The organism is Streptomyces albicerus (assembly GCF_008905045.1).
Taxonomy (GTDB): domain Bacteria; phylum Actinomycetota; class Actinomycetes; order Streptomycetales; family Streptomycetaceae; genus Streptomyces; species Streptomyces albicerus.
Genome location: NZ_VWMY01000093.1, coordinates 1 through 25,580 on the forward strand (window position 1 = coordinate 1; position 25,580 = coordinate 25,580).

General features: G+C 68.9%; 20 protein-coding genes and 6 pseudogenes. 16 read left to right on the forward strand and 10 right to left on the reverse strand.

The features are described 5' to 3' along the window. Positions 1-83: 83 nt before the first annotated feature. Positions 84-968: an LLM class flavin-dependent oxidoreductase gene (locus GAS53_RS48025; protein WP_151484104.1), complete on the reverse strand. Its 885-nt coding sequence runs from the start codon at positions 966-968 to the stop codon at positions 84-86. Between the two features lie 357 nt (positions 969-1,325). On the opposite strand from GAS53_RS48025, the gene GAS53_RS48030 reads away from it, so the two are divergent. Beyond that, positions 1,326-1,889 (forward strand): RNA polymerase sigma factor, encoded by a 564-nt coding sequence (locus GAS53_RS48030; RefSeq protein ID WP_151484105.1) that lies wholly within the window; start codon positions 1,326-1,328, stop codon positions 1,887-1,889. Beyond that, a complete protein-coding gene (locus GAS53_RS48035) occupies positions 1,886-3,046 on the forward strand; it encodes a CU044_5270 family protein (protein WP_151484106.1) in 1,161 nt (386 codons plus the stop codon). The genes GAS53_RS48030 and GAS53_RS48035 overlap by 4 nt, the downstream gene beginning before the upstream one ends. A gap of 283 nt (positions 3,047-3,329) precedes the next feature. On the opposite strand, the gene GAS53_RS48040 is transcribed toward GAS53_RS48035, so the two are convergent. The 6 genes from GAS53_RS48040 to GAS53_RS48065 all read right to left on the reverse strand — a co-directional run bounded on the left by GAS53_RS48040 (position 3,330) and on the right by GAS53_RS48065 (position 9,187). Continuing rightward, positions 3,330-3,950, reverse strand: coding sequence for a LysE family transporter (locus GAS53_RS48040; protein ID WP_151484107.1), 621 nt, complete (start codon positions 3,948-3,950; stop codon positions 3,330-3,332). 38 nt (positions 3,951-3,988) lie between these two features. After that, positions 3,989-4,804, reverse strand: coding sequence for an AraC family transcriptional regulator (locus GAS53_RS48045; protein WP_151484108.1), 816 nt, complete (start codon positions 4,802-4,804; stop codon positions 3,989-3,991). A gap of 437 nt (positions 4,805-5,241) precedes the next feature. After that, complete coding sequence (locus GAS53_RS48050) at positions 5,242-6,495, reverse strand: MDR family MFS transporter (protein ID WP_151484109.1); 1,254 nt, start codon at positions 6,493-6,495, stop codon at positions 5,242-5,244. Next, complete coding sequence (locus GAS53_RS48055) at positions 6,492-7,475, reverse strand: GNAT family N-acetyltransferase (protein WP_151484110.1); 984 nt, start codon at positions 7,473-7,475, stop codon at positions 6,492-6,494. The genes GAS53_RS48050 and GAS53_RS48055 overlap by 4 nt, the downstream gene beginning before the upstream one ends. Then, the gene (locus GAS53_RS48060) at positions 7,472-8,071 is read right to left on the reverse strand and encodes a TetR/AcrR family transcriptional regulator (RefSeq protein ID WP_151484111.1); all 600 of its coding nucleotides are present in this window, start codon (positions 8,069-8,071) and stop codon (positions 7,472-7,474) included. The genes GAS53_RS48055 and GAS53_RS48060 overlap by 4 nt, the downstream gene beginning before the upstream one ends. 99 nt (positions 8,072-8,170) lie before the next feature. Next, positions 8,171-9,187 (reverse strand): DMT family transporter, encoded by a 1,017-nt coding sequence (locus GAS53_RS48065; protein ID WP_151484112.1) that lies wholly within the window; start codon positions 9,185-9,187, stop codon positions 8,171-8,173. Between the two features lie 81 nt (positions 9,188-9,268). Here GAS53_RS48065 and GAS53_RS48070 point away from each other — a divergent pair, with 81 nt between their 5' ends. The 4 genes and pseudogenes from GAS53_RS48070 to GAS53_RS58640 all read left to right on the forward strand — a co-directional run. Then, positions 9,269-10,207 (forward strand): LysR family transcriptional regulator, encoded by a 939-nt coding sequence (locus GAS53_RS48070; RefSeq protein ID WP_151484113.1) that lies wholly within the window; start codon positions 9,269-9,271, stop codon positions 10,205-10,207. A gap of 566 nt (positions 10,208-10,773) precedes the next feature. After that, complete coding sequence (locus tag GAS53_RS48075; protein WP_151484114.1) at positions 10,774-11,337, forward strand: dihydrofolate reductase family protein; 564 nt, start codon at positions 10,774-10,776, stop codon at positions 11,335-11,337. A gap of 216 nt (positions 11,338-11,553) precedes the next feature. Further along, positions 11,554-11,895: pseudogene (locus tag GAS53_RS48080) on the forward strand (restriction endonuclease); the annotation flags it as partial. Between the two features lie 95 nt (positions 11,896-11,990). Beyond that, positions 11,991-12,113: pseudogene (locus GAS53_RS58640) on the forward strand (MSMEG_1061 family FMN-dependent PPOX-type flavoprotein); the annotation flags it as partial. 136 nt (positions 12,114-12,249) lie between these two features. Here GAS53_RS58640 and GAS53_RS48090 read toward each other — a convergent pair. Both GAS53_RS48090 and GAS53_RS57860 read right to left on the reverse strand, forming a co-directional pair. Further along, positions 12,250-12,999, reverse strand: a complete 750-nt coding sequence (locus GAS53_RS48090) for a hypothetical protein (RefSeq protein WP_225859573.1) — start codon at positions 12,997-12,999, stop codon at positions 12,250-12,252. A gap of 571 nt (positions 13,000-13,570) precedes the next feature. Further along, positions 13,571-13,702, reverse strand: a complete 132-nt coding sequence (locus GAS53_RS57860) for a hypothetical protein (protein ID WP_263974244.1) — start codon at positions 13,700-13,702, stop codon at positions 13,571-13,573. Between the two features lie 765 nt (positions 13,703-14,467). On the opposite strand from GAS53_RS57860, the pseudogene GAS53_RS48105 reads away from it, so the two are divergent. Continuing rightward, positions 14,468-15,090: pseudogene (locus tag GAS53_RS48105) on the forward strand (transposase); the annotation flags it as partial. 109 nt (positions 15,091-15,199) lie between these two features. On the opposite strand, the gene GAS53_RS48110 reads toward GAS53_RS48105, so the two are convergent. After that, complete coding sequence (locus GAS53_RS48110; RefSeq protein WP_151484118.1) at positions 15,200-16,033, reverse strand: enoyl-CoA hydratase/isomerase family protein; 834 nt, start codon at positions 16,031-16,033, stop codon at positions 15,200-15,202. A 257-nt stretch (positions 16,034-16,290) separates the two neighbouring features. On the opposite strand from GAS53_RS48110, the gene GAS53_RS48115 reads away from it, so the two are divergent. The 9 genes and pseudogenes from GAS53_RS48115 to GAS53_RS58645 all read left to right on the forward strand — a co-directional run. Further along, complete coding sequence (locus tag GAS53_RS48115; RefSeq protein ID WP_151484119.1) at positions 16,291-17,670, forward strand: IS1380 family transposase; 1,380 nt, start codon at positions 16,291-16,293, stop codon at positions 17,668-17,670. A 297-nt stretch (positions 17,671-17,967) separates the two neighbouring features. Then, positions 17,968-18,283 (forward strand): annotated as a pseudogene (locus tag GAS53_RS48120) (IS1380 family transposase); the annotation flags it as partial. A 54-nt stretch (positions 18,284-18,337) separates the two neighbouring features. Further along, a complete protein-coding gene (locus GAS53_RS48125; RefSeq protein ID WP_151484130.1) occupies positions 18,338-18,775 on the forward strand; it encodes a VOC family protein in 438 nt (145 codons plus the stop codon). A gap of 314 nt (positions 18,776-19,089) precedes the next feature. After that, on the forward strand, positions 19,090-19,512 hold the full coding sequence (locus GAS53_RS48130) for a nuclear transport factor 2 family protein (protein ID WP_225859578.1): 423 nt from the start codon (positions 19,090-19,092) through the stop codon (positions 19,510-19,512). A 95-nt stretch (positions 19,513-19,607) separates the two neighbouring features. Beyond that, positions 19,608-20,792 carry an IS4 family transposase gene (locus tag GAS53_RS48135; RefSeq protein WP_225859574.1) on the forward strand — a complete coding sequence of 395 codons (1,185 nt, stop codon included), beginning with the start codon at positions 19,608-19,610 and terminating at the stop codon, positions 20,790-20,792. 1,077 nt (positions 20,793-21,869) lie between these two features. Then, complete coding sequence (locus tag GAS53_RS48145; RefSeq protein ID WP_225859575.1) at positions 21,870-23,159, forward strand: vanadium-dependent haloperoxidase; 1,290 nt, start codon at positions 21,870-21,872, stop codon at positions 23,157-23,159. A gap of 353 nt (positions 23,160-23,512) precedes the next feature. Continuing rightward, positions 23,513-24,499: pseudogene (locus tag GAS53_RS48150) on the forward strand (IS1380 family transposase); the annotation flags it as partial. A 163-nt stretch (positions 24,500-24,662) separates the two neighbouring features. Then, positions 24,663-25,277, forward strand: coding sequence for an MGH1-like glycoside hydrolase domain-containing protein (locus tag GAS53_RS57260; RefSeq protein ID WP_404829423.1), 615 nt, complete (start codon positions 24,663-24,665; stop codon positions 25,275-25,277). Next, positions 25,196-25,537, forward strand: a pseudogene (locus tag GAS53_RS58645) (MGH1-like glycoside hydrolase domain-containing protein); the annotation flags it as partial. The gene GAS53_RS57260 and the pseudogene GAS53_RS58645, both read left to right, overlap by 82 nt. Between the last annotated feature and the right edge of the window lie 43 nt (positions 25,538-25,580).

Below are 25,580 nucleotides of genomic sequence, written 5' to 3' on the forward strand. Positions count from 1 at the left end.
CCGCATTCGTTAAATCCCCACGGCCCATACCGCCAGCCTGACCCCAACACCCCACTCACATCAGGAGATCCGAGAAACACCGCCTAGTTCAGAGCTTGGCGCCCGAGGGCTTTCAGAACGGTCCCGAGCTGCCGCACCGGTTCAGGGCCGACCATCCGCAACACGACCGTGCCCGCTCCGGCCACCTCCAGCGCGCGGACCCCTTCGGCAGCTTCTTCAGCCCTGCCCGAGACCGTGAATACCTGCTCCGGCGAGCGGCCGAGCCAGGCGCCGTGGCCCTCGGCACAGGGCCGCAGCGCCCGCGCCACCTCTTCGGCATCGTCGCCCACGCAGCAGAAGGCGAGCACCGTCAGAGTATGGTCGGCAGAGGCTCCGCCCTTGTCGACCAACGCCCGAGCGCTCTTCACATCATGCGGGCCGTGGCCCTCGGCGATCAGTGTGCCGTCCGCGACTCGCCCGGACAGCTCCAGCGAGCGGGGCCGCACCACGCCCGCGACCACCGGGGGCGGCTCAAGAGGCGGATGCACCATCTGGATGCCGGCCAGCCGAACCTCCCGCCCTTCCAGCTCGACGCGCTCCCCGCGCAGCAGCGCGCGCACGGAGCTGATCGTCTCCTCCAGCAGGGCGAGCGGCGACCGCGCCGCGACGCCGACCGAGGCCATCCATTCCGGCACCCCGTGCCCGATCCCGGCAACAAGCCGCCCCGGGAACACCCGCGTCAGCGTCGCCAACTCCATCGCCAGCAACGCCGGACTGCGCAACGGCGCAGGCATGATCCCGATGCCCACCCGCAGCCGCTCCGTCGCTCCCAGCGCCAGGGAGGCGGCCGAGATTCCCCCATTCCATCCGAGGTCCTCGACCACCCACAGGTCGTCTACTCCCAGCGCCTCGACATCCCGCGCGAACCTGGGCAACCCCTCCGGGGCCCAGTCGCGGTCGTACATCACACCGATTCGAACGTTCGTCACGTGCTGAAACCTATGCCGAGTGCTGGTGAGTGATCAACGCTCCGGGTCAAGCGTTCAGGGCGTCGGCACCGGTGGTCTCCGAAGTGCGGGGCACGTACCGCTTTTTCGTGGGGCAGGGTATGTCCGGCGTCAGAATCGCGGTCCCGTGCAGCCGCATGGTTTCTTCGATGTCTCGCAGTAGGAGGACGCCGAGGAGTCGGCCGACACGTTGGGGTGTTCGCTCGGGGTTCGTTGCGCGCTCTGTGTGACGTATGCCTCGTTCCTTGGGCGTTTTTCCTGGCGTACCGCTGTAACGATCGCCTGACCGGGACCACTACTCGATGACAGAACACACCGGGAGGGACAGGAGGTGCGGCAGTGCCCGACGACGACGCGGATCGTTTCACCGCAATCTACGACGGCTGCCGGCAACGCGTGTGGGCCTACGTGGTCAGCCGCGCGGGACGGCAGGTCGCCGACGAGGTGGTGAGCGAGACGTTCACCGTGGCCTGGCGCAGGCTGGAAGACGTACCGGAGCAGCCGCTGCCATGGCTGCTCGGGGTCGCCCGCAACATCCTGCGGGACAGCATCCGGGCGGAGGCCAGGCGCGCGATGCTCGCCGCCGAGCTGGGCGCCTGGACGGGCCAGGCCGAGGCGGACGTCGCCGAGGACGTGTCCGAGCGCAGCGCGCTGCTCAAGGCGCTGGCCACGCTGCCGGAGGACGATCGCGACCTGCTCATCCTCTCCGCGTGGCAGGGACTGACCCCGGCGGAGGCGGCCCGCGTGGTCGGCTGCTCGCCCATCACGCTGCGGGTCCGCCTGCACCGGGCGCGTATGCGCCTCAACCAGGCCGCGTCGGCCTCCCCGCTCATGCAGGAGGCCGCAACTGCGCGGCGCGTGTCCACCCGAGCCCGGATCACCGTAGGAAAGGAAGCCCGGTGAAGAACGACGTCCTGCAGCGCCTGGCCGCCGCCCGCCCCGCCCACCTCGACCCCGGCCTCCCCACACCCTCGCAGGTTCGGCAGGAGGAGCTCGCAACGCTCATGAGCCTTCCGCGCGCGTCGCGCAGGGCTCGCGCCGCCACCCGCAGCGCGAGGGTGCGCCGCCCTCTCCTGTCGGGTCTCGCCCTGGCCACGGCGTCGGTGGTGGCGGCTGTGGTGATGACCGACACCGCGCCGGAGCGGCCGGGACCCGCGCCCTCCGCGACGTTGGGCTCAGGCAGCCAGGTCCTTCTCGCTGCCGCGTCCCACGTCGAGCGGCAACCGGCCGCCTCCGGCAAGTACTGGTACGTGGTGGAAACGCTCGCCGACCGCCAGAAGGTGCCCGGCAAGAACTACAGCATCGACATCCGCCAAGAGGTGCGGTGGTGGACGGCCGCCGCCAAGAACAGGTACTGGTCGCAGTCGCTGGACGTAGGCGCCCGTCCGGCGACGGAAGCCGACGAGGCGGCGTGGAAGGCGGACGGGTCCCCCATGTCGTGGGACATGAGGGACGTGACCGGGGAGATCGTCACCTACGCCGGCAAGGGCGAGATCGCACACGACGCCCCCGGCGGAATCGCGGACAGCGTGCCGATGGGGGAAGTTCCCCTGCGCCTCCTACCCACGCTGCCCACCGATGCCAAGGCCCTCCGCAAGCGCCTCTTCGAACTGGTCGACAAGCACTACAACGGCCCCGAATGGACCCTCGACCGGATCGTCGTCGAGGACGCCGTCCAGCTCGCCACGACCCTGCCGTCCACCCCGGCCCTGCGCGCCGCCGCCTACCGCCTCCTCGCCGCCGAGCCCGGCGTGCGCTCCCTCGGCGACGTCAAGGACCACGCCGGCCGCACCGGCTACGCCGTCGCCCTCACCGCCGAGTACGCGCCCGGCACCGAACGCCGCCTGATCTTCGACAAGTCGACGGGCATGCCGCTCGGTCAAGAGATGGTGTCCACCCGCAGCGGCGACGGCAGAAAGAAGGGCGACCTGCTGAGCTACACGACGTTCACGATGAAGTGGACCAACCAGGCACCGCCGTTCAACACCGACTACAGCGACCCGCCGGCCGACCTGCGCTCCGTTCCGGTCGACGAGTTGGACGTGGAGGCGGCTCGCTGATCCTGCCGGGCTTGCTGAGCGACGGACCCCGGGCCGACGGCCCGGGGTCCGCCGCGTTGATCACTGGGAGACCTGTGCTGCTACAGGCCGGCAGCCGTCCCGGCCGCGTACGGTGTGGCCGCAGCGTTTCCAGGTGGGGTCCTGGAGGGCTTTTTCGAGCAGGTCCTCGACCTCGTACAGGCCGAGTTCCTCACTCTCCCGTTGATCGACGGCTTCTCACACCCGGGCAGACCGGAACGGATCGTAGCCGCACGGTCCGTCACATCTCCCAGCGCACCGCTCGTCACATGAGCCGGCACAGTTGAAGAATCGCGAAGACCAGGAGCGAGACACCGCAGCAGGCTTCGAGCACACGTATGGCCACTGACGGCAGCGCCCTGCGTAGCACCACGATGACCCCCGCCGAGATCAGGCACCACAGCATTGAGGAGGCCATGAACCCGGCGAAGAAGACGCCCAGCTTCGTCGTGCCGCCCGAGCCCAGGATGGCGCCCACCCCACCGGCCGCCCCCGACCAGTAGACGACGTTCCATGGGTTCGCCAGCGACATGCCCGCTCCCACAGCCATGGCCTTGCGGTCCTGTTTGTCGTACGGCTCCGCCGTCGGACCGGGCACCTTCCGCGCGAGTGCGTCGCGTAGGCCCGCTGCCCCCAACCAGGCCAGCAGCAAGCACCCGGTCGCCGTGAGTGGCACGCGCAAGGCCGGCACCGCGAACAGCGCCCCCACGCCTGCCAGGCCGAGCACCGCCCACACAGCATCGCCCACAAGCGAGCCGACCTGGACCGCGAAGGCCGGGCGGAACCCACCCCGTATCCCGCGTCGCAGGGACTCGCTGAACACCGCGCCTGGTGCCGCGTTGAACACCAGCCCCAACCACATAGCCACCATGAAGATCTCGAACATGGCAGCCACTGTGCGTGGGGGCGGGCCGTCCGGTCTTGTCAGATGTTGATCTGGGACAGCCGACGGTACCGGCCCGGCGTGATGGCGTACGCCGCGGTGAAGTGGCGGTGGAAATGCGCCTGGTCGGCGAAGCCGAGCCCGTGCGCGACGTCGGCGACGGGCTCGCCTCTACGCAGCCGACGCCGCCCCTCGGCCAGCCGGGCCGACAGGTGCCAGGCGTAGGGCGGGGCGCCGGTGGCGCGGGTGAACGTCCGGATCAGATGCTCCCGGGACATGCCTGCCTCGTCGGCCAGCTCGGCCAGTCGGGGCGCGCCGGACAGGTCGGTGCGGAGCCGGTCAAGCACCGCGGCGATCCGGGCGTCAGCGGGCTCTGGAGCACGCGCGCGCCGTCCTGCGGCCAGGTCGAGCAGCCGGGACAGCACCAGCACCAGTCGCTCCTGAACCAGAGCAGCGGATTCGGCGGGCGAAGGGTGTCCCTCCGGTGCCAGCTTGCGGAATGCCCTGGCGGCAGCGAGGAACTCGGCGCGTAGGTGCGGAGAACGGACGACGGGCCGTTCGAAGTCGACTGCGGCATCGCCGGTCAGCGATTCCACCACCGTTGCCGGGACGTACCAGCTCACGGCCACGAAGGACATCTCGGGCGGGACCTGGGTGGTGCACGACTGGACCTGGCCGGGGTTGTAAACGGTGAACTCGTCCAGGCCCACGTCGAACGAGGTGCGATCCAGCCGGACCCGCTCCAGGCCGCAGAGGTTGACGCTGATCACGTACTCGTCGTGGCTGTGCCGCGGGAACCCGCCCGACGGGGGACGCACTACCGCCAGCTGACCTCCGCCCGACTCCATGACCTGCATGCACAGAGGCTACGACAGGACGCGAACGTGGCCGGACAGGGGGAGAAACAGTAGGAACTCTGTTCGTTCGGGCAGGCCCGCTGATCGATACAACGGGAGGCAACCTGCTCGGCGCCGCTGTGGCCGGGCCCGCCGACCCACAGGGCCGAGCCGCCGATGAGGGGCCCGGAGGCGGACTTGGGGCCGGAGAGGGGGTAGGGCTTGACCGTGTACAAGAAGGGTGGCGCCGTTCTTGACGGTTGGCGGCCGCGCCGCTGCTGTTGAACATCATGGCACCTTGCCGGAGTTGAAGGCGTCGATGGCGTTGGCGCCGTCGACGCCGGTGTCCAGGCCCGCCCCGCTGGTGCAGAGGTCGGCGACGGTGATTCGGGCTGCGGCTCACGCTGTCACTCGTCCGGGGATGTGGTGCGAGGTGTCGGTGGGTTGTGAGGCGGCGTCTAGCGGTGCGGGTGCCGCGGGGCACGCCGGGGCCGCACGGTCGGGATGCCGGGGTGTGGTGCGTGCCGGTGACGGTCTGGCCCTCGCAGCAGCAGGGCCCAGTAGCCGACAGCGGCGCAGACACCGAGAACCGTGCAGGCGGCCCACAAGGTGTCGGGGCCGAAACGGTCGATGACGATGCCGGCGCACAGGGGCGCGGCCATGGTGGCAATGGCCCAGGACAGCGCGTGGATGCCCTGGTAGCGGCCTCGGGCAGTGCTTGTCGAGAACCGTGCGATCAGGCCCATGTTCACCGGCGAGTGCACGATCTCCCCCAGCGTCCACACCACGACGGCGATCGCGTACACGGCCGCGCTTCCGGCGAGGGCGTTGAGGCCGAAGCCGCCTCCGCACAGCAGCGCGGCCAGGACGAGCAGGCGGCCCGGGTTCGAGCCGTCGAGTCTGCGGCCGAGCGGCAGTTGCAGGGCGACGATGAGGATGCCGTTCAGACTGATCACCAGCCCGTACTGGGCCGGGGTGAGGCCGTCGCGGTCCATGGCCACCGGCAGTCCGGCGGCCGCCTGTTGGAACACTACGATCAGGAGGAAGGACAGGCCCACGGCTGCCAGGAACGGCCTGTCCCGCAGCACCGTTCGAAAACCGGCGCTCTTCTCATCGACGCCTTCTCCTTCGGTGTCCGCCTGGTTGGTCATGGTCTCCGGAAGTCTGACGGCGATCACGAGCGTGGAGAGCAACGTTGCGGCCGCCTCTATGAGGAACAGCCACCGGTATCCGTGGGAGGAGATGAATCCGGCGCTTGCCGCGGCGACGCCGAAGCCGATGTTGACAGCCCAGTAATACAGAGAGAACGCCCGCACCCGGTCTGCTGGAGGAACCAGGTCCGCCATGACCGTCTGGACCACCGGGCGGGAGGCGCCGCTCGCCGCGCCGGCCGCGCACGCGAGTGCAGCGATCAGCAGGGGCTGGTCAGCGAAACCCAGGGCTGCGGTCAGCCCGGCCGCCGTCACCTGCGCGACCAGCAGGGTGGTCCGCCGCCCCACTCGGTCGGCCAGAATGCCGCCCACCACAGAGGCAGCCGCGCCGCCCGCTCCGAAGAGCGCCGCGACCAGTCCGGCGAAGCTCGCCGAGTAGCCGCGTTCCGCCGTCAGATACAGGATCAGGAAAGGGGCGACGAAGGAGCCGAGGCGGCCGATCAGAATGCTCGCCCACAACCACCAGAAAGGGCGCGGCAGCCCGGAAGCGGCCTGTCTCATCTACCGATGGCCGCAGCGGTGTGCGGGGCATCGGCGGCGGAGTGGTCAGCACTCATGGGCGGCAGCTTGCCCGTTGTGACATCGACGAGGTCATGGCGCCATGCGGCTTCGTCGGTCAGAGTTCCGGTCGCCCGGTACTGGCGGACCTGTGGCGCATCGGACAGGGCCTCGGCAGCTTCGGCGACCGGCACCGGCCGAAAGCCCAGCCGTTCCCACACCGGTCCGGCGCCCGTGGAGAACAAGTACGCCGTACGCCCGCCCTGCGCGGCCGCCTCCGTGAGAACGCGCCGCACCAGCCGCCGCGCGGCTCCGCACCCCCGAAGATCGGGGCGGACCGCGACGCTGCGCAGCAGCACGCAGTGACCCTGCCGCTCCAGGCCCACGGTCGTGGCCGGCCCCGCGGCATCCCTGGTGAGCCAGTAACGAGTGCCGGGCGCCAGGACGTCCTGGGGCGAGAGCCCCTGGCCCGCGAGGAAGGCCGTGATCTCCTCCCGGTCCTCCGGCCCCGCTTCGGGCAGCGCCAGCGGCTTGGCGTAGCAGCGGCTGAGCGTCTTGTGCTGGTAGGGCGGGTAGTTGGGGATGAGGGCATAGTCGGCGCGGGTGTACAGCGCGATGGCCTCGGGCTGGTGGACAGCCGTCTCCAGGCGCATCTCGGTGTGGCCGAGGGCGGTGGCGGTGCGCTCGGCCTCGGCCAGGAGGTGAGCGGCTATGCCCCGGCCGCGCGCCTCTGGCATGACGTACATGCGCTTCAGTTCGGCGGCGCTGTCCGGGAACGGGAAGGGCTGCGCGGCGCAGCAGCCGACCGGCCGGCCGTCGGCTTCGGCGAGCAGGAAGCGGATCCCGGGGCTGATGTGGGCGCCGCCGGTGCACGGCTCGTCCGGGTAACGCGCCGTGAGGTCGGCGTCGAGGTCGCGTACCAGCTGCTCGATCCTCGGGTCGTCGGCCGTCACGGCGGTGATGATGGGGTCGGGCGAGGTCACAGGCTTCCGTTCCGTTCGAAGATCAGGTCGAGCTGGGTTTCCAGGACGCGCCGCTGGAGGTCGGGCGGATAGGCGGCCGGGTCGGTCACGGCGTTCAGGGCGAGCCCGTCCAGACATGCGACGAGGCCGCGTACCCGGATGTGGAGGTCGGCTGGTTCCGGGCGGTCGAGGCAGGCTGCCTGCACCAGACCAGTCAGGCGGCTGATCCAGGAGGCGTGACTGCGGATGTGCTCGGCGAGCAGTGCGGGGTCGTTTCGGGTGCTGAGGAGGAACTGGGACCAGACGGCGGCCTCCAGATGCCGCTCGGCGTCCAGGGGCAGGGCCTGCTCGGCCACGGCGTACAGCGTGTCGCGGGCGTTCTCGCCGACGGGAAGGGTGTCGATGCGCGCCGCCATCCGACGGTGCATCTCGGTGCGGGCATGGGCCAGGAGCGCCTTCTTGTCGGCGAAGTAGTGCGTGACCATTCCCGTGGTGCAGCCCGCTGCGGCGGCGACCGCGCGCAGGGTCAGGCCCTCCAGTCCGCTGTCCGAGACGACCCGCCATACAGCTTGGGAGATCGCCTCCCGCCGCTCTTCGTGGTCCACCTGTCTCGGCATCCGCCCGCCCTTTTTACATAACAGTCGTTGCGTAACGGCTGATACGTTACCACGGACGGGTCTTCCTCAGCGGCTTTGTCCGGCGGGCGGGAACCGTGATCACGTCTTCGTCAGCTTGTGTCCTGAAGGCGCGACCACCGCTCCATTCTGTGAATGGACGGGCTCTGCCGCGGCGCCGCTGTGGTGGGCGCCGTGGGGTGGGTCGGCAGTCATGAGGACTGCGGTGTCCCGCTCCGGGCCGGTGCGGTGGGCGCGCTCGATGGCCTGACCCCAATAGGTTCCGGCGACCATGAGCGACGCACCGAGGGCAGACAGGACGGTGAGCCTTTCGCCGCCGAGGCCGATTCCCACCGCGACCGCCCAGACCGGTTCGGTGCCCAGCAGGAGGCTGGCCCGGCTGGCTGACGTCCGCTGCACCGCCCATGTCTGCGCCAGGAAGGCGAAGAGGCTGCAGAACAGAGCCAGATAAGCGAGCTGAGCCCAGGTCATGGCATCGCTGTGCGCCAGCGTCCCCAGGTTGGACGCGGCGGGTGCCAGAAAGAGTGCGGAGCCGACGAGGGACTGGACGGCCGTGAGGTGCAGCGGGCGCAGAGTGCGGCCCACGGAGAGTCGACCGACGAGTGCGACGTGTCCGGCACGCACCGCTGCGGCGGCGAGCATCAGCAGGTCGCCGGTCCGCACGGTGTGCAGTCCGGTGCCGGACAGAAGGAGCCCCACGGCCAGGACGCACAGACCGGCAGCCGCGAAGAACGTCAGAGGCAGCCTGCCGCCGCCACCCGTGCGGTCCAGCAGCGGCGTCAGCACGATGGTCAGGCTGATGATCAGGCCCGCGTTGGCGGCGCTGGTATGTGCCACCCCGTACGTCTCCAGCACCAGGACCGCCGCCTGCGTGACGCCCAGCAGCGCCCCCACGCGGAGCTCGGGGCGGGTCCAGCGTCGGGACGCCCCACGGGAGGCGACCAGACCTAGGCAGGCGACCGCCGAGATGGCATACCGGGCGAACAGCACCACGAGGACCGGCAGAACGGCGGTGGCCGTCTTCGCCGACAGGTAGCTGGAACCCCAGACGATCGCAACGAGGAGAAGTATCAGGTCGGTACGGCGGGCATCACGCATGCGCCACACGCTGCCCGACCAGGAAACTGAAGCCCAGTACCAACCTCTGAAACTACGCTGTAGCAGCCCTACACTATTGAAGTGGATGCACGACAACTGCGGATCCTGCGGGAACTGAGAGAACTCGGCAGCGTCACCGCGGTCGCCGAAGCCCTGCTGGTCACGCCCTCGGCGGTCTCGCAGCAACTGCGGCTGCTGCAACGCTCGATCCCCGTGCCGCTCACCGAACGCGCGGGACGCCGGGTGGTGCTTACCGAGGCCGGGCAGGCACTGGCCGACGCCGCGATCGAGGTGGAGACCGCCCTGGCACGAGCACGGAACGCCGTCACCGACTACGTCGAACAGCCCGACGGCGTCGTCTCGGTGGCCGCCTTCCACAGTGGAGCGGCCACGTTCTTCCCTCTTCTGCTGCGCGGCCTCACCGGCCCGGGCCGCCCCCGCCTGGCGCTCGCCGACGAGGACGTAGCCCAGAACCACTTCCCCCGCCTCACCCGCGACTACGACCTCGTGCTCGCCCACCGGCTCGACCACGCTCCGGCATGGCCGCGCACCGTGACCGCCACCACGCTGCTGCGCGAACCGCTCGACATCGCGGTACCCATCGACCACCCGTTGGCCGCACGGCGCCAGCTGTCCCCGCAGGACGTGGCCGATCAGCCCTGGATCACCGTGCACGACGGATTCCCGCTGCTGGCCACCATCGAGGCCATCGCCACTGCCGCAAACCGCCGGCCCGACATCGTCCACCGCGTCAACGAATTCTCCGTGGTCGCCGAGCTCGTGGCAGCCGGCGGCGGCCTCGCACTCATGCCGCGTTGGACCGCGCGTCCCCACCCCGCGGTCGTCCTCAAACCGCTCAGCGGTGTACACACCCACCGCCACATCGACGTACTGCACCGTCCCGAACGCATCGCCCGCAATGCCGTCCGCACGGTTCTCGCCGAGCTGCACCGCGCCGCCGCAGTAATCCAGACCCGGGACAACAAGGTCCAGCCAGGTGCCGACGACCACGGTGACTGAATGCGGACACTGAGGAGCAATGCTCGGAACCTGTGGATCAGCCTCGGGTCGAACGCCAAGGGCGTACCTTCCCGAATGATCCTCTGAAGGTCTCCGAGTAGGCCCGCGTTCGCAGCGCGGGTCGGGAAGGCCCGCCCGTGCTCAGCGTAGTCACCGATGACGGCTCCACCCACTCCGGTTCCCTGATCGACGAGATCGTGCGCCGGGTGCCGTCCGCGAGCCGCTCGACCTTGGCCACGGGCAGGCCGTCCAGGTCGAGCAGCAACGTCGTATTGTTGTCCAAGCCCGTGTGTCCAGGTGATCAAGCTGCGTAGAGAACAGTCATGATCACTTACGACCACGGGCTTCCTGCGTCCAGGGCCCAACTCCCCTTCCGCTGACCGTCAGTGACGGTGCGGCAGGCCACCCGAGACCAGACCCCGCTCAAGTTCGAAGACCCGGTTTCCTTCCGTACGGAGCATCTGCTTGGCGTGGTGGTCAATTGGCCCTCGGTGTGGCCTGACCGATGAGTTTTGCGCGCCGTGCTGGTCTGTACGCCGAATACCGACTCACGAGAGGCTGACGCCATGCGGAAACTGGCCTTCGCCATGAACATGAGCCTGGACGGCTACATCGCCGCGCCCGGCGACGACCTCGGCTGGAGCGTGCCTAGCGACGAGCTGTTCCAGTGGTGGTCCGACCGGGTGGGCGCGACGGGCCTGGCGCTGTACGGGCGCAAGCTGTGGGAGACGATGAGCTCCCACTGGCCGACCGCCGACAAGCAGCCGGGTGCCACACCGGCGGCGATCGAGTACGCCGGCCGCTGGCGGGACATGCCGAAGGTGGTGTTCTCCTCTACGATCAGCACGGTCGACTGGAACACCCGTCTGGTCACCGGCGACGCGGTCACCGAGATCACCAGGCTCAAGGCCGACGACGGCGACCCCATGGACATCGTCGGTGCCACGCTCGCCGCGGCGGCCATGCGGGCCGGGCTGATCGACGAGTACGCGATCGTCACCCATCCGGTCCTGGTGGGCGGCGGCACGCCGTTCTTCACAGCCCTGGACAACTGGGTGAACCTGAGCCTGGTGGAGACCCGGACGTTTCCCGACGGCGTGGTGCTGACCAGGTACGAGACCAGGCGCTGAGTGCCCGACGGCGGATCAGCGCGGGCTTCGGGTCACCCAAGGATCTCGTGGCGCTGTGTTCCGAGGCGATCGTGACGTCCCTGCCGGATCGATCCTGTTCTTCACCACAGACGATCCGTCCGGATAGGGATCCCCTAACGGACGACCGGACCGGTGGCTACTGGTTCTCCCGGCTGGTGACGTACGCCTGCCGCGGCGTCCGGTCGTCGGGTGCCAGGCGGGGGCGGTGACCTGGGCGCCGATGTGAAGGCCACGGACCCGTTCGGACGGCGCTGGGTGATCCAGTGCAAGCACCGCCACGGCGGTGACCGCGGCTCAGCCGTGGGTACTCCGGACCTGCAGGTCCTCAACGGGACGGCCCGCCCAGTGCACAAGGCGGACGTGGTGGTCCTGGTGACGAACGGGCGGATCTCGAAGCCCGGCCAGGACTTCGCGAAATCCCAGCGGCTGCACATGGTGGACCGACGTCTGCTCGGTACGTGGGCGGCGGGTTCGCAACCGCTGTGGGAGCTGCTGCGGGCGGTGCCACCGCCGCGTCGGCCCTCGGCTCTGTCCTGACGGAACTGTCGCCAATTGGCGACAGACGAACGGGGTCCGCCCTTGCTCTGGTGTGACGGGCAGCCCGCCCTCGGTGGCAGTAGGGCAGCGACGGACTACTGGCCAACGCCCAGCCGACCTCGGCCGAGGTGACGCCGGCCCAACTGCGGATGCCGGAGCTGACGATCGCCGACATCGAACGGGCGGAGGTGGACTCGCTGCAGTACCGGTACGAGTAACGGCCGACCTGCGAGTGCTGAACCACCAGCCAGCCAAACCCCAGGCCGGCACGCCTGGCTCTGTCCCTGAGAACCCTTACACCCCCTTCACCGAAGGTCCGCGCTTTACCTGAAAGCGGCGCCCGCCCAAGCCGGATCAGGCGCGCAAGGTGACGCCGAAACGGGTCCTCATCCGCCGCAGTTCCCACAGCGAGACAGCGGTCACCGACAGCGGACCGCCCAGCGTGGCGCAGAACTGGACGATGGGCGGGCCCCCCGGCATACCGTCGCCGATCAGGCTGAAGGCCGCGAACACCCACACCAGCGTCAGGGTGAGGACGGGCGGCAGCATCGGGTGGACCTGGGCGCTGTTGAAGGCGCTACGGGCCGAGTACAGCGACGCCATGAAGAAGAAGGGAATACCCCACACGATCACGATCAGCGAGGCGACGGCCAGTGCGTACTCCCACCAGCTCTTCCCGTCGTTGGCGTCGACGGTCAGGGCCGTCGGGACGAGGATTCCGCCCATCACGACCAGCGTCAGCACGTACCAGCCGACCGCCTTGAGCGGAGCGCGCAGCCGGGAGCGCAAATGCGGCCGCAGGTGCGGGGGCGCGTAGTAGATGAATCCGATGATGACCAGGGGCGCGGCGATGATCAGCACGAACGGGGCGACGATGAGTTGGGCGGCACCGCCGTACGCCGCGTCCTCCCAGCGGTTCGGATCCGCGTTGTAGGCGAGGATCAGGGCGACGGTGGCGGCGGCACCGAGCACCGTGCGGGCCAGCTGGACGCGGTCCACGGTGCGGTCCTCGATCCGGCCGTCACCGTCGTGTGCGAAGAGCCTGGTGGCAACGCGGTGCGCGGAGCGCAGGATCGCGCCGACGAGCCCAAAGGGAGAGCCCAACGACAGGCAGCCGCGGCGGCGCCGGGCGGCGGGCCTCGTGGGCTGAGGGCCGTAGGGGTACGGAGGCTGGTTCGGGTACGGGTACGGGCCCGGATTCGGTGGTGGCGGACCGTACGGGCCGCCCTGCGGTGGTCCGTAGGGAGCGCCCCAGCCGCCCTGGCCTCCCGGTCCGTTGCCGCCAGGCTGACCCGGGCCGTTTCCCGGCCCCCATCCCCCCGTAGCCATGCCACTCCCCGTTCGCTTTCGGCCAGTTGGTGTGTGTCCTGTGATGCAAGGCCGCAGTGTAGTGGCACATCAGGTGACAGAGGCCGCGCCCGTTGCCGGTCACGCGCCTTGCCCGTCGCGCCACATACGCGCACCGTCAGCGCGCCCCGCATTGCCTCACTACCCACCGTGGCACCGGCACCCGCGCACCTTGCTTTGCCAGCTGTAGACCGCTCCTCCTCCGCGGCATCTCGTAGCCCTGCGTGACCGTGGAGGAACCAATGCCTGGTCCAGTGACACAGGCCGACGTCAGCTCAACACGCAGAGCTCGACAGGGAACAGACCCGGTCGGTGTAGTGCTTGGTCGTCACATGCCGCCGCAGCCGCCCAGCAGCAGGCCGCACCAGAACGTGTCGTGCTCGGGCCGATAGCGGAAAGCATCCAACTCGATCGCCTCCAGCGGCAGCATCAGCGGTTCCTCCGAGTCTGCGCTGCCCATCACCGCCGTTTGGATCTGCCGCCTGTCACCCCGCATGAAACCCCCAGCTTTCGCCCCAACTCATCGGGCCACCAGCGGTGTTCACTCTCCAGACCAGCTCAAGCCACCCCCGGTGCTCGTGGGGCTCATGACACCATGTCCTCGCTCGGCGGCCGCGTGGCGAGCTGCGCCCGGTGCTGCGACCAGGCGCGGTCCGTTCCGGATGCGCCACGACGGGGGTGACCTCAGGGGTGCGGCCACCCAACTCGGTGAGCTCGGTACGGCACGGCTTGCACAAGCAGTCCTCGAGCGCCGGGCCGGTCAGGAAGATCCGGCACCTGCACTCGCCGCAGGAGCCGCGCGGCGGGCCCTCCAGCCGCCGTGGGGCCGGCAGTCCCGCCGCTCCCCCGTCGATCGCTTGCTGGAGCTCGCAGGTCTGGCAGGCACCGGCCGGGCGGTCCCGGGCAGTCACCACGACCCGGCTCGCACACGCCCAACTCGCCCAGGGTGTCGCCGACGCCGCCGTCAGGCCTTGCTGGGACCGGATGGGAAGGCACGTCAACGGGTCGTCGTCGCTGAGAGCGCTCTGGAGGGGGACTCTGCCCCGGCGTCGATCCTTGGTGACGGCTGGACGAGTCATCTGCAGGGCCTGCAGGGCCGTTAGCCTCGCGCTTTCATGAGAATGCTCGTCCATGTCTTGATCAAATAAGCGGAGAGTGCTTCTGAGCTGCAACGATGGGACTTGTCTAGGGTCCTGTTGGCTGCACGGAAAAAAGCACTCTCCAGGTGAGCAAGCGTATCGGGTTGTACCCGCGTGTCCGCGTCGAGGGCGGTGGCGGTGGCGGTGGCGGCGGGGCGGTCTCGCAGGCCGGGGCAGTGCTGCTGGTCGAGACAGTCCGCAAGTCCGGCCTGGACACCGCGATATCGGCGGCATTGGCGCCGTGGCGTAAGCCGCGGGCAGTGCACGACCCGGGCAAGGTCCTGCTGGATGTCGCGCCAGCGACGGCTCTGGGCGGGGACTGCCTCGCCGATGTCGCCATGCTGCGGGCCGAACCCGACGTGTTCGGCCCGGTGTCGTCGGACCCCACGGTCTCCCGGCTCATCGACGCCCTCGCCGCAGCCGGACCCAAGGCACTCACCGCGATCCGGTCGGCGCGGGCCGAAGTACGGTCGCGCGTCTGGGAACTGGCGGGAGCGAACGATCCGGCCGCCGACGGTCACGTGATCGTGGACATCGACGGCGTGCTCGTCCTTGCGCACTCGAGAAGCAGGACGCCACCGCGACCTGGAAGAAGACCTTCGGCCATCACCCGCTCGTCGCGTTCGTCGACCACGGCCAGGCCGGTGCTCGACGAACTGCGCCACTGGGCGGCCGGACGCACCCCTGCGCGCAGCACATCGTCGACGCTGGTCAGGGCTGGGCCGAAGCCGGCGGCGTCGATGGCGTACCCGTCACCCGGCCCTCCTTCGGCGACTGTGCCGAATCTGTCTGACCGTTGCGGACCCAGTTCACGAGCTTCACTGTGTGTCTCCTTCCGGCTGGCGTCCGAGGTAGTAGCCCAGGCGCATCTCGTAGTCGCCTGCCTGATTGCGTCCTGCGGCGAGCGCGGCCGGAAGCCTGCGTTGGGAGCCCGGCCAGTTGAATGAGTGCATGTAGAGGTCGTAGGAGGACTGCAGGTCCTCTGCGGACGGCAGGGTGTACCGGTTGACCTGCTGCTTGACCGCGGCGATCGATTCCTTGTCGAAGGAGGCGATCCGGCGGGCGAGGGTGTCGACCAGCGCGTCGAGTTCGCCGTCGGGGACCGTGCGGTTGACCCAGCCGTACCGCTCGGCCAGCTCAGCCGGGTAGTCGTCGCTGGACAGGGCCACCTCCAGAGCGCGGGCACGACCGAGCAGCAGGGGCAGGTGCTCCAGTCCGCCGCCGCCGGGCAGGTTGCCGTTGGCGGTCTCGGGCTGGCCGAACAGCGCCCGCTCACTGGCGAAACGCATGTCCATCGCCTGGATCAGCTCGCTGCCCACACCCCTGACCCGGCCCCGGACCTTGGCGATCGACACGACCGGCAGACGTGACAGGCGCGTGCTGGCGTCGATCAGGAGTGGGTGGTCGGTGGCGCCCAGTTCCTTGGGGGTCTCGGCGACCCGGGAGGTGTCGTAGTGGTTCAGGAAGTACTCGGAGTTCGCCGACTCGAACACGGCCACGCGCAGCTCCGAAGCAGCCTCCATCTGGTCGACCAGTTTCGGAAGCTCGGTGAGCATCTCCGGGGACACCAGGTTGATCGGCGGGCTGTCGAACGTGATCCTCCACAGCCGCCCGGTCTCGGCGGTCACGGAGAAATGGGTCCACTTCTTCATGGATTGGTCTCCTTGGCTTGCGCTTGCGTCCCCCGAGAAGCAGGTCACGAGAAGCAGGTCATACGACGGAGGCGAGGCGTACCTGCCGTATTGTCGCATTTGCCACTCGGTGGCGCCGGCGTCCCGCGCGTCTGACCTCGCGCTTTCGCGTGGTGGGGTGTCCGAGGCATGATCAAAAGCGCGAGAAGTGCTCCTGGCCTGCAGCGATAGGGCTTGTCGAGAGTCCTGTTGGCTGCACGGAAAGAAGCACTTCTCAGGTGAGTAAGCCCATCGGGTTCTACCCGCGTGTCCGTGTCGGGGGCGGCGGACGCGGAGTGGTTGGCCAGGCTGGGGCGGTGCTGTTGGTCGAGACGGTCCGCACGTCCGGTCTGGACGGCGCGATATCGGCAGCGTTGGCGCCGTGGCGCAAGCCGCGGGCTGTGCACGATCCGGGCAAGATCCTGCTGGATCTCGCGCCGGCGGTGACGCTGGGCGGGGACTGTCTGGCCGACGTCGGCATGCTGAGGGCCGAGCCGGGCGTGTTCGGCCCGGTTGCCTCCGACCCGACGGTCTCCCGCCTCATCGACACCCTTGCCGCAGGCGGCCCGAAAGCCCTTGCCGCGATCAGGGGTGCACGATCCGAGGTGCGGACGCGGGTGTGGGAGTTGGCCGGGGCGAGCAGCCCGGCGGCCAACGGCCAGGTCGTCGCGGACATCGACGGCGTGCTGGTCCTCGCGCACTCCGAGAAGCACGACGCCACCGCGACCTGGAAGAAGACCTTCGGCCACCATCCGCTGGTCGCGTTCGTCGACCACGGCCAGGCCGGATCAGGGGAGCCCGCGGCCGCCCTGCTGCGGCCCGGCAACGCCGGCTCCACCACCGCGAGTGATCACATCGCAACCACCCAACTCGCCTTGGCCCAGCTGCCCAAGCGCCTGCGGCGGGGCCGGCAGACACTGATCCGCACCGACTCAGCCGGCGGCACCCACGCCTTCCTCGACTGGCTTTCCCGGCCCGGCCGGTGGCTGTCGTACTCCGTCGGAATGACCATCACCGACGCCATCCACCAGGCCGTGCTGAAGATCCCGAGACAAGCATGGACACCGGCCTACGACGTCGGCGGCACCGAGCGGCCCGGCGCCTGGATCGCAGAAATCACCGACATGCCCGACCTCTTCACCTGGCCCAAGGGCATGCGGCTGATCGTCCGCAAAGAACGACCCCACCCCGGAGCCCAGTTGCGCTTCACCGACCTCGACGGGCTGCGGCTCACCTGCTTCGCCACCAACACCACCGACGGGCAGCTCGCCGACCTCGAACTCCGCCACCGCAGACGGGCCCGCTGCGAGAACCGCATCAGAAACGCCCGCGACACCGGCCTGCGCAACCTGCCCCTGCACGACACCGCACAAAACCAGATCTGGCTGGAGATCATCTCCCTCGCGCTCGACCTCCTCGCCTGGATGCCGATGCTCGCCCTGACCGCAGAAACCCGCCGCTGGGAACCCAAGAAACTCCGCCTCCGACTGTTCTCCGCCGCCGCCCATCTCATTCACACAGGACGCCGCCACCGGCTCCAACTGCCAGACCGATGGCCCTGGACCCACGTCATCACCCACGCAATCCACCGGCTGCAGAGCCTGCCTAACCCCGACTGACCAGCCACTTCAACCACCCCGACAACCCGCACCACCACACCGGTGAAGTGGAACCCGGCGCCCACCCGACGCGACAACCGGGCCCTCAACCTGCCCCAGCCCCAAAACACCCCACCACACAAACACAGAGTGCCCGTCAGCGAACCGACGAAGACTCATGAACGATCGAGGTTAGCCTCGCGCTTTCACGAGGCGGGCTGTCCGACCGGCGGTCAAGAAAGCAGAAAGTGCTTCTGACCAGCGAGAATGAGGATTGCTGAGGTCCTTTTTCCCGCCACTGTCGGAGGCACTTTCCAGATGAAGAAGCGTATCGGGTCCTACCCGACGTGTCCGCGTCGAGGGCGGCGGTCGCGCAGTGGTTTCGCAAGCCGGTGCGGTACTGCTGGTCGAGACGGTCCGCAAGACAAGGTCCTCCTGGACGTCGCCCTGACGGTCGCGCTCGGCGGTGACTGCCTCGCAGATGTCGCGATGCTGCGGTGCGAGCCGGCCGTCTTCGGCCCGGTCGCCTCCGACCCGACGGTCTCCCGCCTGATCGACGTCCTTACCGCCGGGCAAACACGCTCCGGACGCCGGTGGACAGGTCACGGTCGGCCTCGACGGTGCCCTGGTACTCGGCTGCGTCCTTGCCCGAAGCACCCGATCGGCCCCGCTCGGTAGCATGCAACGCATGGCCATCAAACTTGAGAACGTCGGCATCGCCGTTCGCGACCTCGAAGCAACGATCGCCTTTTTCACCGACCTCGGCCTCACGGTCGTCGGCCGTGACACGGTCAGTGGTGAGTGGACCGACACCGCCGTCGGCCTTGATGGCAATCACGCCAACATTGCGATGCTCCAGACGCCAGACGGTCACGGTCGCCTTGAGCTCTTCGAGTACATCCACCCCGAAGCGATCGAGTCGGAGCCCACTCGTCCCAACGAGATTGGCATGCATCGCGTCGCCTTCTCAGTCGACGACATCGACAAAGCCCTTGAGACAGCCGCAAAGCACGGATGCCATCCGCTTCGCGGTGTGGCGACCTATGAGGACGTCTACAAGCTCACGTACCTCCGCGGTCCCAGCGGCATCCTTGTGATGCTCGCCGAGGAGCTGAAGAAGAACTGACGGCCGGTCGGGTTAACCTCGGGCTTTCACGAGCAGTGCCGTCTACCGCTTGATCAGAGATGCGAGGAGCGCTCCTGACCTGCACAGATGAGACCTGTGGAGGGTCCTGGCCGTTGCTGCGGAAGCGCACTTCTCAGATGAAGAGTGCTGACCTGTATCTGCATCTCCGCGTCCAGCGCGACGGCCGTGGGATCAGACGGGTGAGGTGCTGCTGGTCGAGACAGTCCGCAACACCGGCCCGCATCAGGCCCTAACGATCGATAGCTGCCTGTGCGTATTACTTGGGGGGTCTTGTGAGTCTGAGTCCGCGTGAGGTGTTTCTCCGGCTTGTTCATGGGGTCGCCGACGGGAACTCAAGCGAGTTGCCTGACCTGTACGGCGAGGTTACCGATGTCCGGCATCCGATGGCGACGCCGGAGTCCGAGCCGTTGACGAGTCGGCGTGCGCTCCGGGAGCACTTCACGGTGCCGCCGGAAGTTCGGGAGTCCTTGCCGAAGAGGAGTGTCGTCGATGTCGTCGTCCACGAGACCGCCGATCCTGAAGTGATCGTCGCCGAGTTCGCCTACGAGTTCACGTTGCCGGACGACTCCAGGTCCAAGGTGCCCTGCGTCTTCGTCATGCGTGTCCGGGACGGTCAGATCATCGAGTCACGCGACTACATCGACCCGATCCGTACGTACACGGCACGCGGGGACCTCGCCCGCCTCCTCGCGTCGTTGCGCAAGGGCGTTTCCTAACCTCGCGCTTTCCGAGGTGGGCTGTCCATCTGGTGATCACGAACGTAGAAAGTGCCTCTGACCAGCAATGCCGGCTACTTAGCGTGTTACCGCAGGTGGCGGGGGTTGGGGAGCGAGTCTGTAAGGGCTCTAGCGCGCTGTGCCTGTTCAACAGCGCGGACAGTGCCGGACCTCCGGGTTACCGGGCCGTACTGCGAATGCTTACGGAGCAGTTGCGGCACCTGCCGGGCTGGGGGATGCAGAAGCTTCCCACCAGCGCCGCGCTGACCCGGGCCCGACAACGCCTTGGGTCCAAAGCGCTGCAGTTGCTGTTCGAGGGGCAGTGCGGCCACCTGGCCAGGGACGCCGACCGGGGCGCCTTCGCCTTCGGTCTGCGGCTGACAGCCTGGGACGGAACCGTCCTGGACGTCCCCAACTCGCCAGGGAACAGCGCTGAGTTCGGATACTCGGGCCGCACGGGCGTCAACCAGAGCTGGAACCCTCAACTGCGGTTCATGGCACTGATCGAGTGCGGGACCCACGCTCTGGTCGACGCGGTCTTCGACTCCGTGGACCGCTTCAGCGAACACAAACTCGCCCGCCGCTTGCTGGCCTCCCTCACCGAGGGCACTCTGCTACTGGCCGACCGGAACTTCGCCGGGTACGAACTATGGGGGGGCCTGGCCCGCGCCACCGGAGCCCACTTGGCCTGGAGGATCAAGAAGAATCTGGTCTTCCCGCCGGTGCGCGTCCTGCCCGACGGCTCCTACCTGTCCATCATGCGCACGCCGCAGGAGAACCTCCGGCACGGACACGCCCGCGCCGAGGGCCGCGCCCTTCCCGGACAGCCCGACGGCCACCTGCTGAGGATCATCGACTACACGGTCACGGTCCACTCCGCACGGACCGGCCCACGCACCGAGTCGTTCCGCCTGGTCACCAGCCTGCTTGACCACCGTCAGGCGCCCGCAGAGGGCCTTGCGGCCGTCTACCACGAGCGATGGGAGATCGAGAACAGCTACGCCGAACTCAAGAACCGTCTGCGTGGAGCCGGATTCGTCCTGCGCTCACAAATCCCCGACCTCGTCCAGCAGGAGATCTACGCCCTGCTCACGGTCTACCAGGCGATCTGCGCAGTGGAAGCACGCACGGCTCACGGCGCCGGCATCGACACTGACCGACTGTCCTTCTCCGTCAGCATCCAGGTCGCACGACTCACCGTCAGCATCCAGGTCGCACGACTCACCGTCGTTCGGCAGGCCGGACGCGACGAGCCACGCTCGAAGCCTGCCGCGAAGTGACGGCAGAGCTGCTGGCTGCCCTCCTGCCCAACCGCAGGCACCGCCGCTGCGACAGGGCCAAGAAACAGATCACACACCTTCGAAGCCAGGAAGCGGGACATCAGCTACACCGATGCCAACGTCCGATACATACTCACAATCACCAAACACCCACCGCAGCCTGCGGTAACACGCTAAGTAACCGACATCGGCCTGACCTGTGGAAACGCAGGCCAGGCACCCTCGCGCGACGAGCCCTGACGTCAAGACGGAATGAGTGACTACTCCCGATTCGTTCCGCCGGAATTCCAGCCTCGACCAGCCGTTCCGGACAAGGGCCGGGCCAAGTTCGACTTCGCTCCCAAGATCACCTTCGCCGCGGCACCCTGCTCCGGGACCCCCGGTTCCACTCCTTCAGCGACTGGTCGATCAGCCGGTTGGCGTGTTACCTCACACCGCCCAGGAACTTCGCATGGTGCCGGAAGAGAACCTCGACGCTCTGTCCCGCCCGGCGAGCACACTCCGCCGGGTCGACGCCGGAGTACAGCCAGAAGGAAATGCGCGCGTGCCGGAGGTCGGGCCGCTCGGCCGGCCCCACGGCCAACGCGGCCACCACCTCCGGCGCCCAGCCGCCGACTCCTTGCCGGCGGTCGAACTGCCGAACGGCTGCGACACCGCCGACCGGGCGGCGTACAAGACGGCTGGATGGATCGGTGGAACCTGGCCCCTTCCTGGCGCATGCTGCCGGCAGCGACGTGCTGTCCGTCGTCGTGGCAGGCGCCGAGTCAGCCGTTCTGCGTCTGCGCATGCCCCCCTGCTCTCCGCCTTCGCTTCGCGCCGACCGCGCCCAGAGGCGCCCGGACTTCCTGCCCGTGCCCTCCGTCCCGGCGACCGACCTCGCCACCACGGCCGACCGGCCGGCCCGGAGGGCCCTCCGGCCGAGTGCTCCCGGCCGGAGCCCGCGCATTCGTCGCCGAGGTGACGGACATCCGGGTGTGAACGCCGTCGGATTGTCGATGATTGTCGATGTAACGACAAAACTGACCCCTGCCTAATAGGCTCGGACAATCTGTCACCGACAAGCCCATGGGGGGTCTCGTGACACAACGCCAGCTCGCCGGATCATTCAGAGGGTTACGCCGTATCGCGGTCCTCACCGTACTCGCCCTGACCGTCCCACTGACGGCCACCACCGCCGAGGCACACAGCGGCGTGGAGGCCGCCCCGGGCAATCCCGTCATCGCCTGGAACATCCACGCCCAGACCGCCATCTACGACACCGCCAAGCAGTCGCCCACCACCAGCACCCGCAGCTTCGCCATCGTGCAGGGCGCCGTGTACGACGCGGTCAACGCCGTCGCCGGCCGTCCGTACGAGCCCCTGGCCAGCGCGCCCCGCAGCCGCCCCGGAGACTCCACCGCCGCGGCGGTGGCCGCGGCCGCCCACGACACGCTGCTGTGGCTCTTCCCCGGGCAGGCCGAGTCGCTGAACGCCCGGTACGACGAGGCGCTGGCCGCGATCCCCGACGGCCGCGCCGAGGACGGCGGGGTGGCTGTCGGCAGGGCCGCCGCCGCGGCGATGACCGAGAGCCGCCGCGACGACGGCTTCGACCCCACCGCGCCGTGGACCGTCGGCACCGAGCCGGGCGAATACCGGCTCACCCCGCCCGGCTACGTCAACGTCGGCGCCTGGGTGCCGAACCTGAAGCCGTTCGTCGTCCCCGACGCCGGCGCCTACCGGGTCAAGCCCCCGCCGGCCCTGACCGGCGCCGCCTGGGCCCGCGACCTGAACGAGGTCAAGAGCCTCGGCGCGGCCACCAGCACCGTCCGCACCGAGGACCAGACCGAGGCGGCGATCTGGTGGGACGACCCCCGGATGGTCGAATGGTCGATCACCCGGCAACTCGCCGGCGCGCACCGCCTCAGCAGCCTCCGGACGGCCCGGCTGCTCGCCATGGTGTACGTGGCCTCCGCCGACACCCTGATCGCCTGCTACAAGGCCAAGGCGCACTGGAACTTCTGGCGCCCAGTGACGGCCATTCCGCTCGCCGGCACCGACGGCAACGCGGCCACCGATCCCGACCCGGACTGGACGCCGCTGCGGGTCACCGCCCCGTCGCCGGAGTACCCGTCGGGCCACGCCTGCTTCACCACGGCGGTCATGACGGCCCTGGGGTCGTTCTTCGGCCGTGACGACCTCACGTTCGCCGCGTACAGCCCCGCCTCCGGCACGACCCGCCACTACGACAGCCTTCAGGCGGCGACAGCCGAACTCCTGGAGGCGCGAATCTGGGCCGGCGTGCATTACCGCTTCGCCTCCGAGCACGGGCACCGGCTCGGGCTGGCGGTCACCCTCGACGTCCTGAACCGCGCCTTCCAGCGGCGCTGACGCGGCCGTCCCTTCCACCACCGCCGGGAGGACAGCTCGGGACAGCACCGACACCGGCGCCCTGGCCCGTCGCCTCCAAGCCGACAGATACCGCTTACGGCCGGTCCGTCGCCGTATCCGGTCATGCTGCCTGGTTGTTGCGGGCAGGGTGCGACACTGAGCATCCAACGGAGTTCCTCGTGCGACAGAAGGATCTTGGTCGATCTCCTGTCTATGGGGAACTCCGTTGCCGCGTGGGGCTTTCGCCGGACAACCACCCAAATCGGGGCAGAGTTCACAGAGCCAGAGCCCTTACAGACTCGCTCCCCAACCCCCGCCACCTGCGGTAACACGCCGCGGGAGGCACCTTCCAGGTGAAGAAGCGTATCGGGTTCTATCCGCGTGTCCGCGCCGAGGGCGGTGGTCGCGGAGTGGTTTCGCAGGCCGGCGCGGTGCTGCTGGTCGAGACGGCCCGCAAGACCGGTCTGGATGCGGCGATGTCGGCGGTGCTTGAGCCGTGGCGCAAGCCGCGGGCGGTGCACGATCCGGGAAAGATCCTGCTCGATGTGGCGCTTGCCGTCGCGCTGGGCGGGGACTGCCTGGCCGACGTGGCCCTGTTGCGGGCTGAGCCGGCCGTGTTCGGGCCGGTGGCCTCCGACCCGACGGTCTCTCGCGTGGTCGGACAGCTGACCTCGGGCGGCAAGCGGGTCCTGGCCGCGCTGCGCACCGCCCGTATCGAAGTACGTGAACACATCTGGCGGTTGGCCGGGAACGCCGCGCCGGACCCGGACGGACAGGTGATCGTGGACCTCGACGGGATCCTCGTCCTGGCGCACTCCGAGAAGCAGGACGCCGCCGCCACCTGGAAGAAGACCTTCGGGCACCATCCGCTGATGGGGTTTGTCGACCACGGCCGCGGCGGGTCCGGCGAGCCGGTCGTGGGCCTGCTGCGGCCCGGCAACGCCGGCTCCAACACCACCGCCGACCACATCGAAGCCACGAAACTGGCCCTGGCCCAGCTGCCGAAACGGCTCCGGCGGGGGCGCCAGACGCTGATCCGTACCGACTCCGGCGGCGGCACCCACGAATTCGTGGCCTGGCTCGCCCGGCGTGGGCGGTGGCTGTCGTACTCGGTCGGGATGACCATCACCGACGCCGTCCACCAGGCCGTCCTGAAGGTCCCGGCCTCGGCCTGGACGCCGGCCGTTGAACCCGACGGCGACATCCGCGACGGCGCCTGGGTGGCCGAACTCGCCGGCGACTGCCTGACGGGCTGGCCGAAGGGCCTGCGGCTGATCGTGCGCAAGGAACGGCCGCACCCCGGTGCCCAACTGCGCTTCACCGACGCCGACGGCATTCGCCGCCAACCAGCTCGACGAACGCAAGTGGTACAAGGACAACATCCCGTTCCTGGACACCCCCGACAACGACATCGACGACGTCTACTACTACCGGTGGAGCACCTTCAAGCGCGCGCTCCGCTACACGGTGCCGGGCACCGGGTACGTGTCGACCGAGTACGACGTGCCGATCGGCTATGCCAAGAACCCGTACACCGCGCTCCCGGACGCCACCGGCTACCACCTGCTGGACGGACGCCGGCTGCACAACCGCGACTACGCGGGCGACTACCTGGACTTCTGGCTGCGCGGGGCGGGCACCTCGGGCGCGCGGCACTACAGTGAGTGGATCACGAGCGCCGCGTACCAGCGCTACCTCGTCACCGGCGACGCCGCCCAGATCAAGTCCGCGCTCCCCCACCTCATCGCGCTGTACAAGAAGTGGGACTCCAACTTCACCAACGACATCACGGTCAACGGCACGCAGTCCACCAACGACCTGTACCACCAGACCCCGATCTCCGACGCCACGGAGTACACCGAGACGTCGATGAAGAGCAGTAACTGGTTCAGCGGCGGTGCCGGTTACCGGCCCACGATCAACGCGTACATGTTCAGCGCCGCCCAGGCGATCAGCAAGATCGCCACGATGAACGGCGACACGGCGACACGGCGACCGCGAACGAGTACGACGCCAAGGCCGCGCAGCTCAAGGCGGGCGTGCAGAACTCGCTCTGGGACCCGCAGCGCAACTTCTTCATGCAGGTCTACAACACGCACACCACCAACGGCACCCTGAAGCAGACCAGGACGACCTGGCGCGAGGCGATGGGCTTCGCCCCCTGGGCGTTCAACCTGCCCGACGCGCAGTACTCGTCGGCGTGGAAGTACCTGACGGACGCGAAGCGGTTCAAGGCGCCGTTCGGGCCCACGACGCTGGAGCGGGTGCACGCCTTCGAGGCCGAGCAGGCCACCCGCAACCACGCCGACCTCTTCAGCTCGTCGACCGCTTCCAACGGGCAGTACATCGGCAAGATCGACTTCGACGACAGCCACGTCACCTTCACCGTGGACGCGCCCGGCGCCGGGACCTACCCGGTGA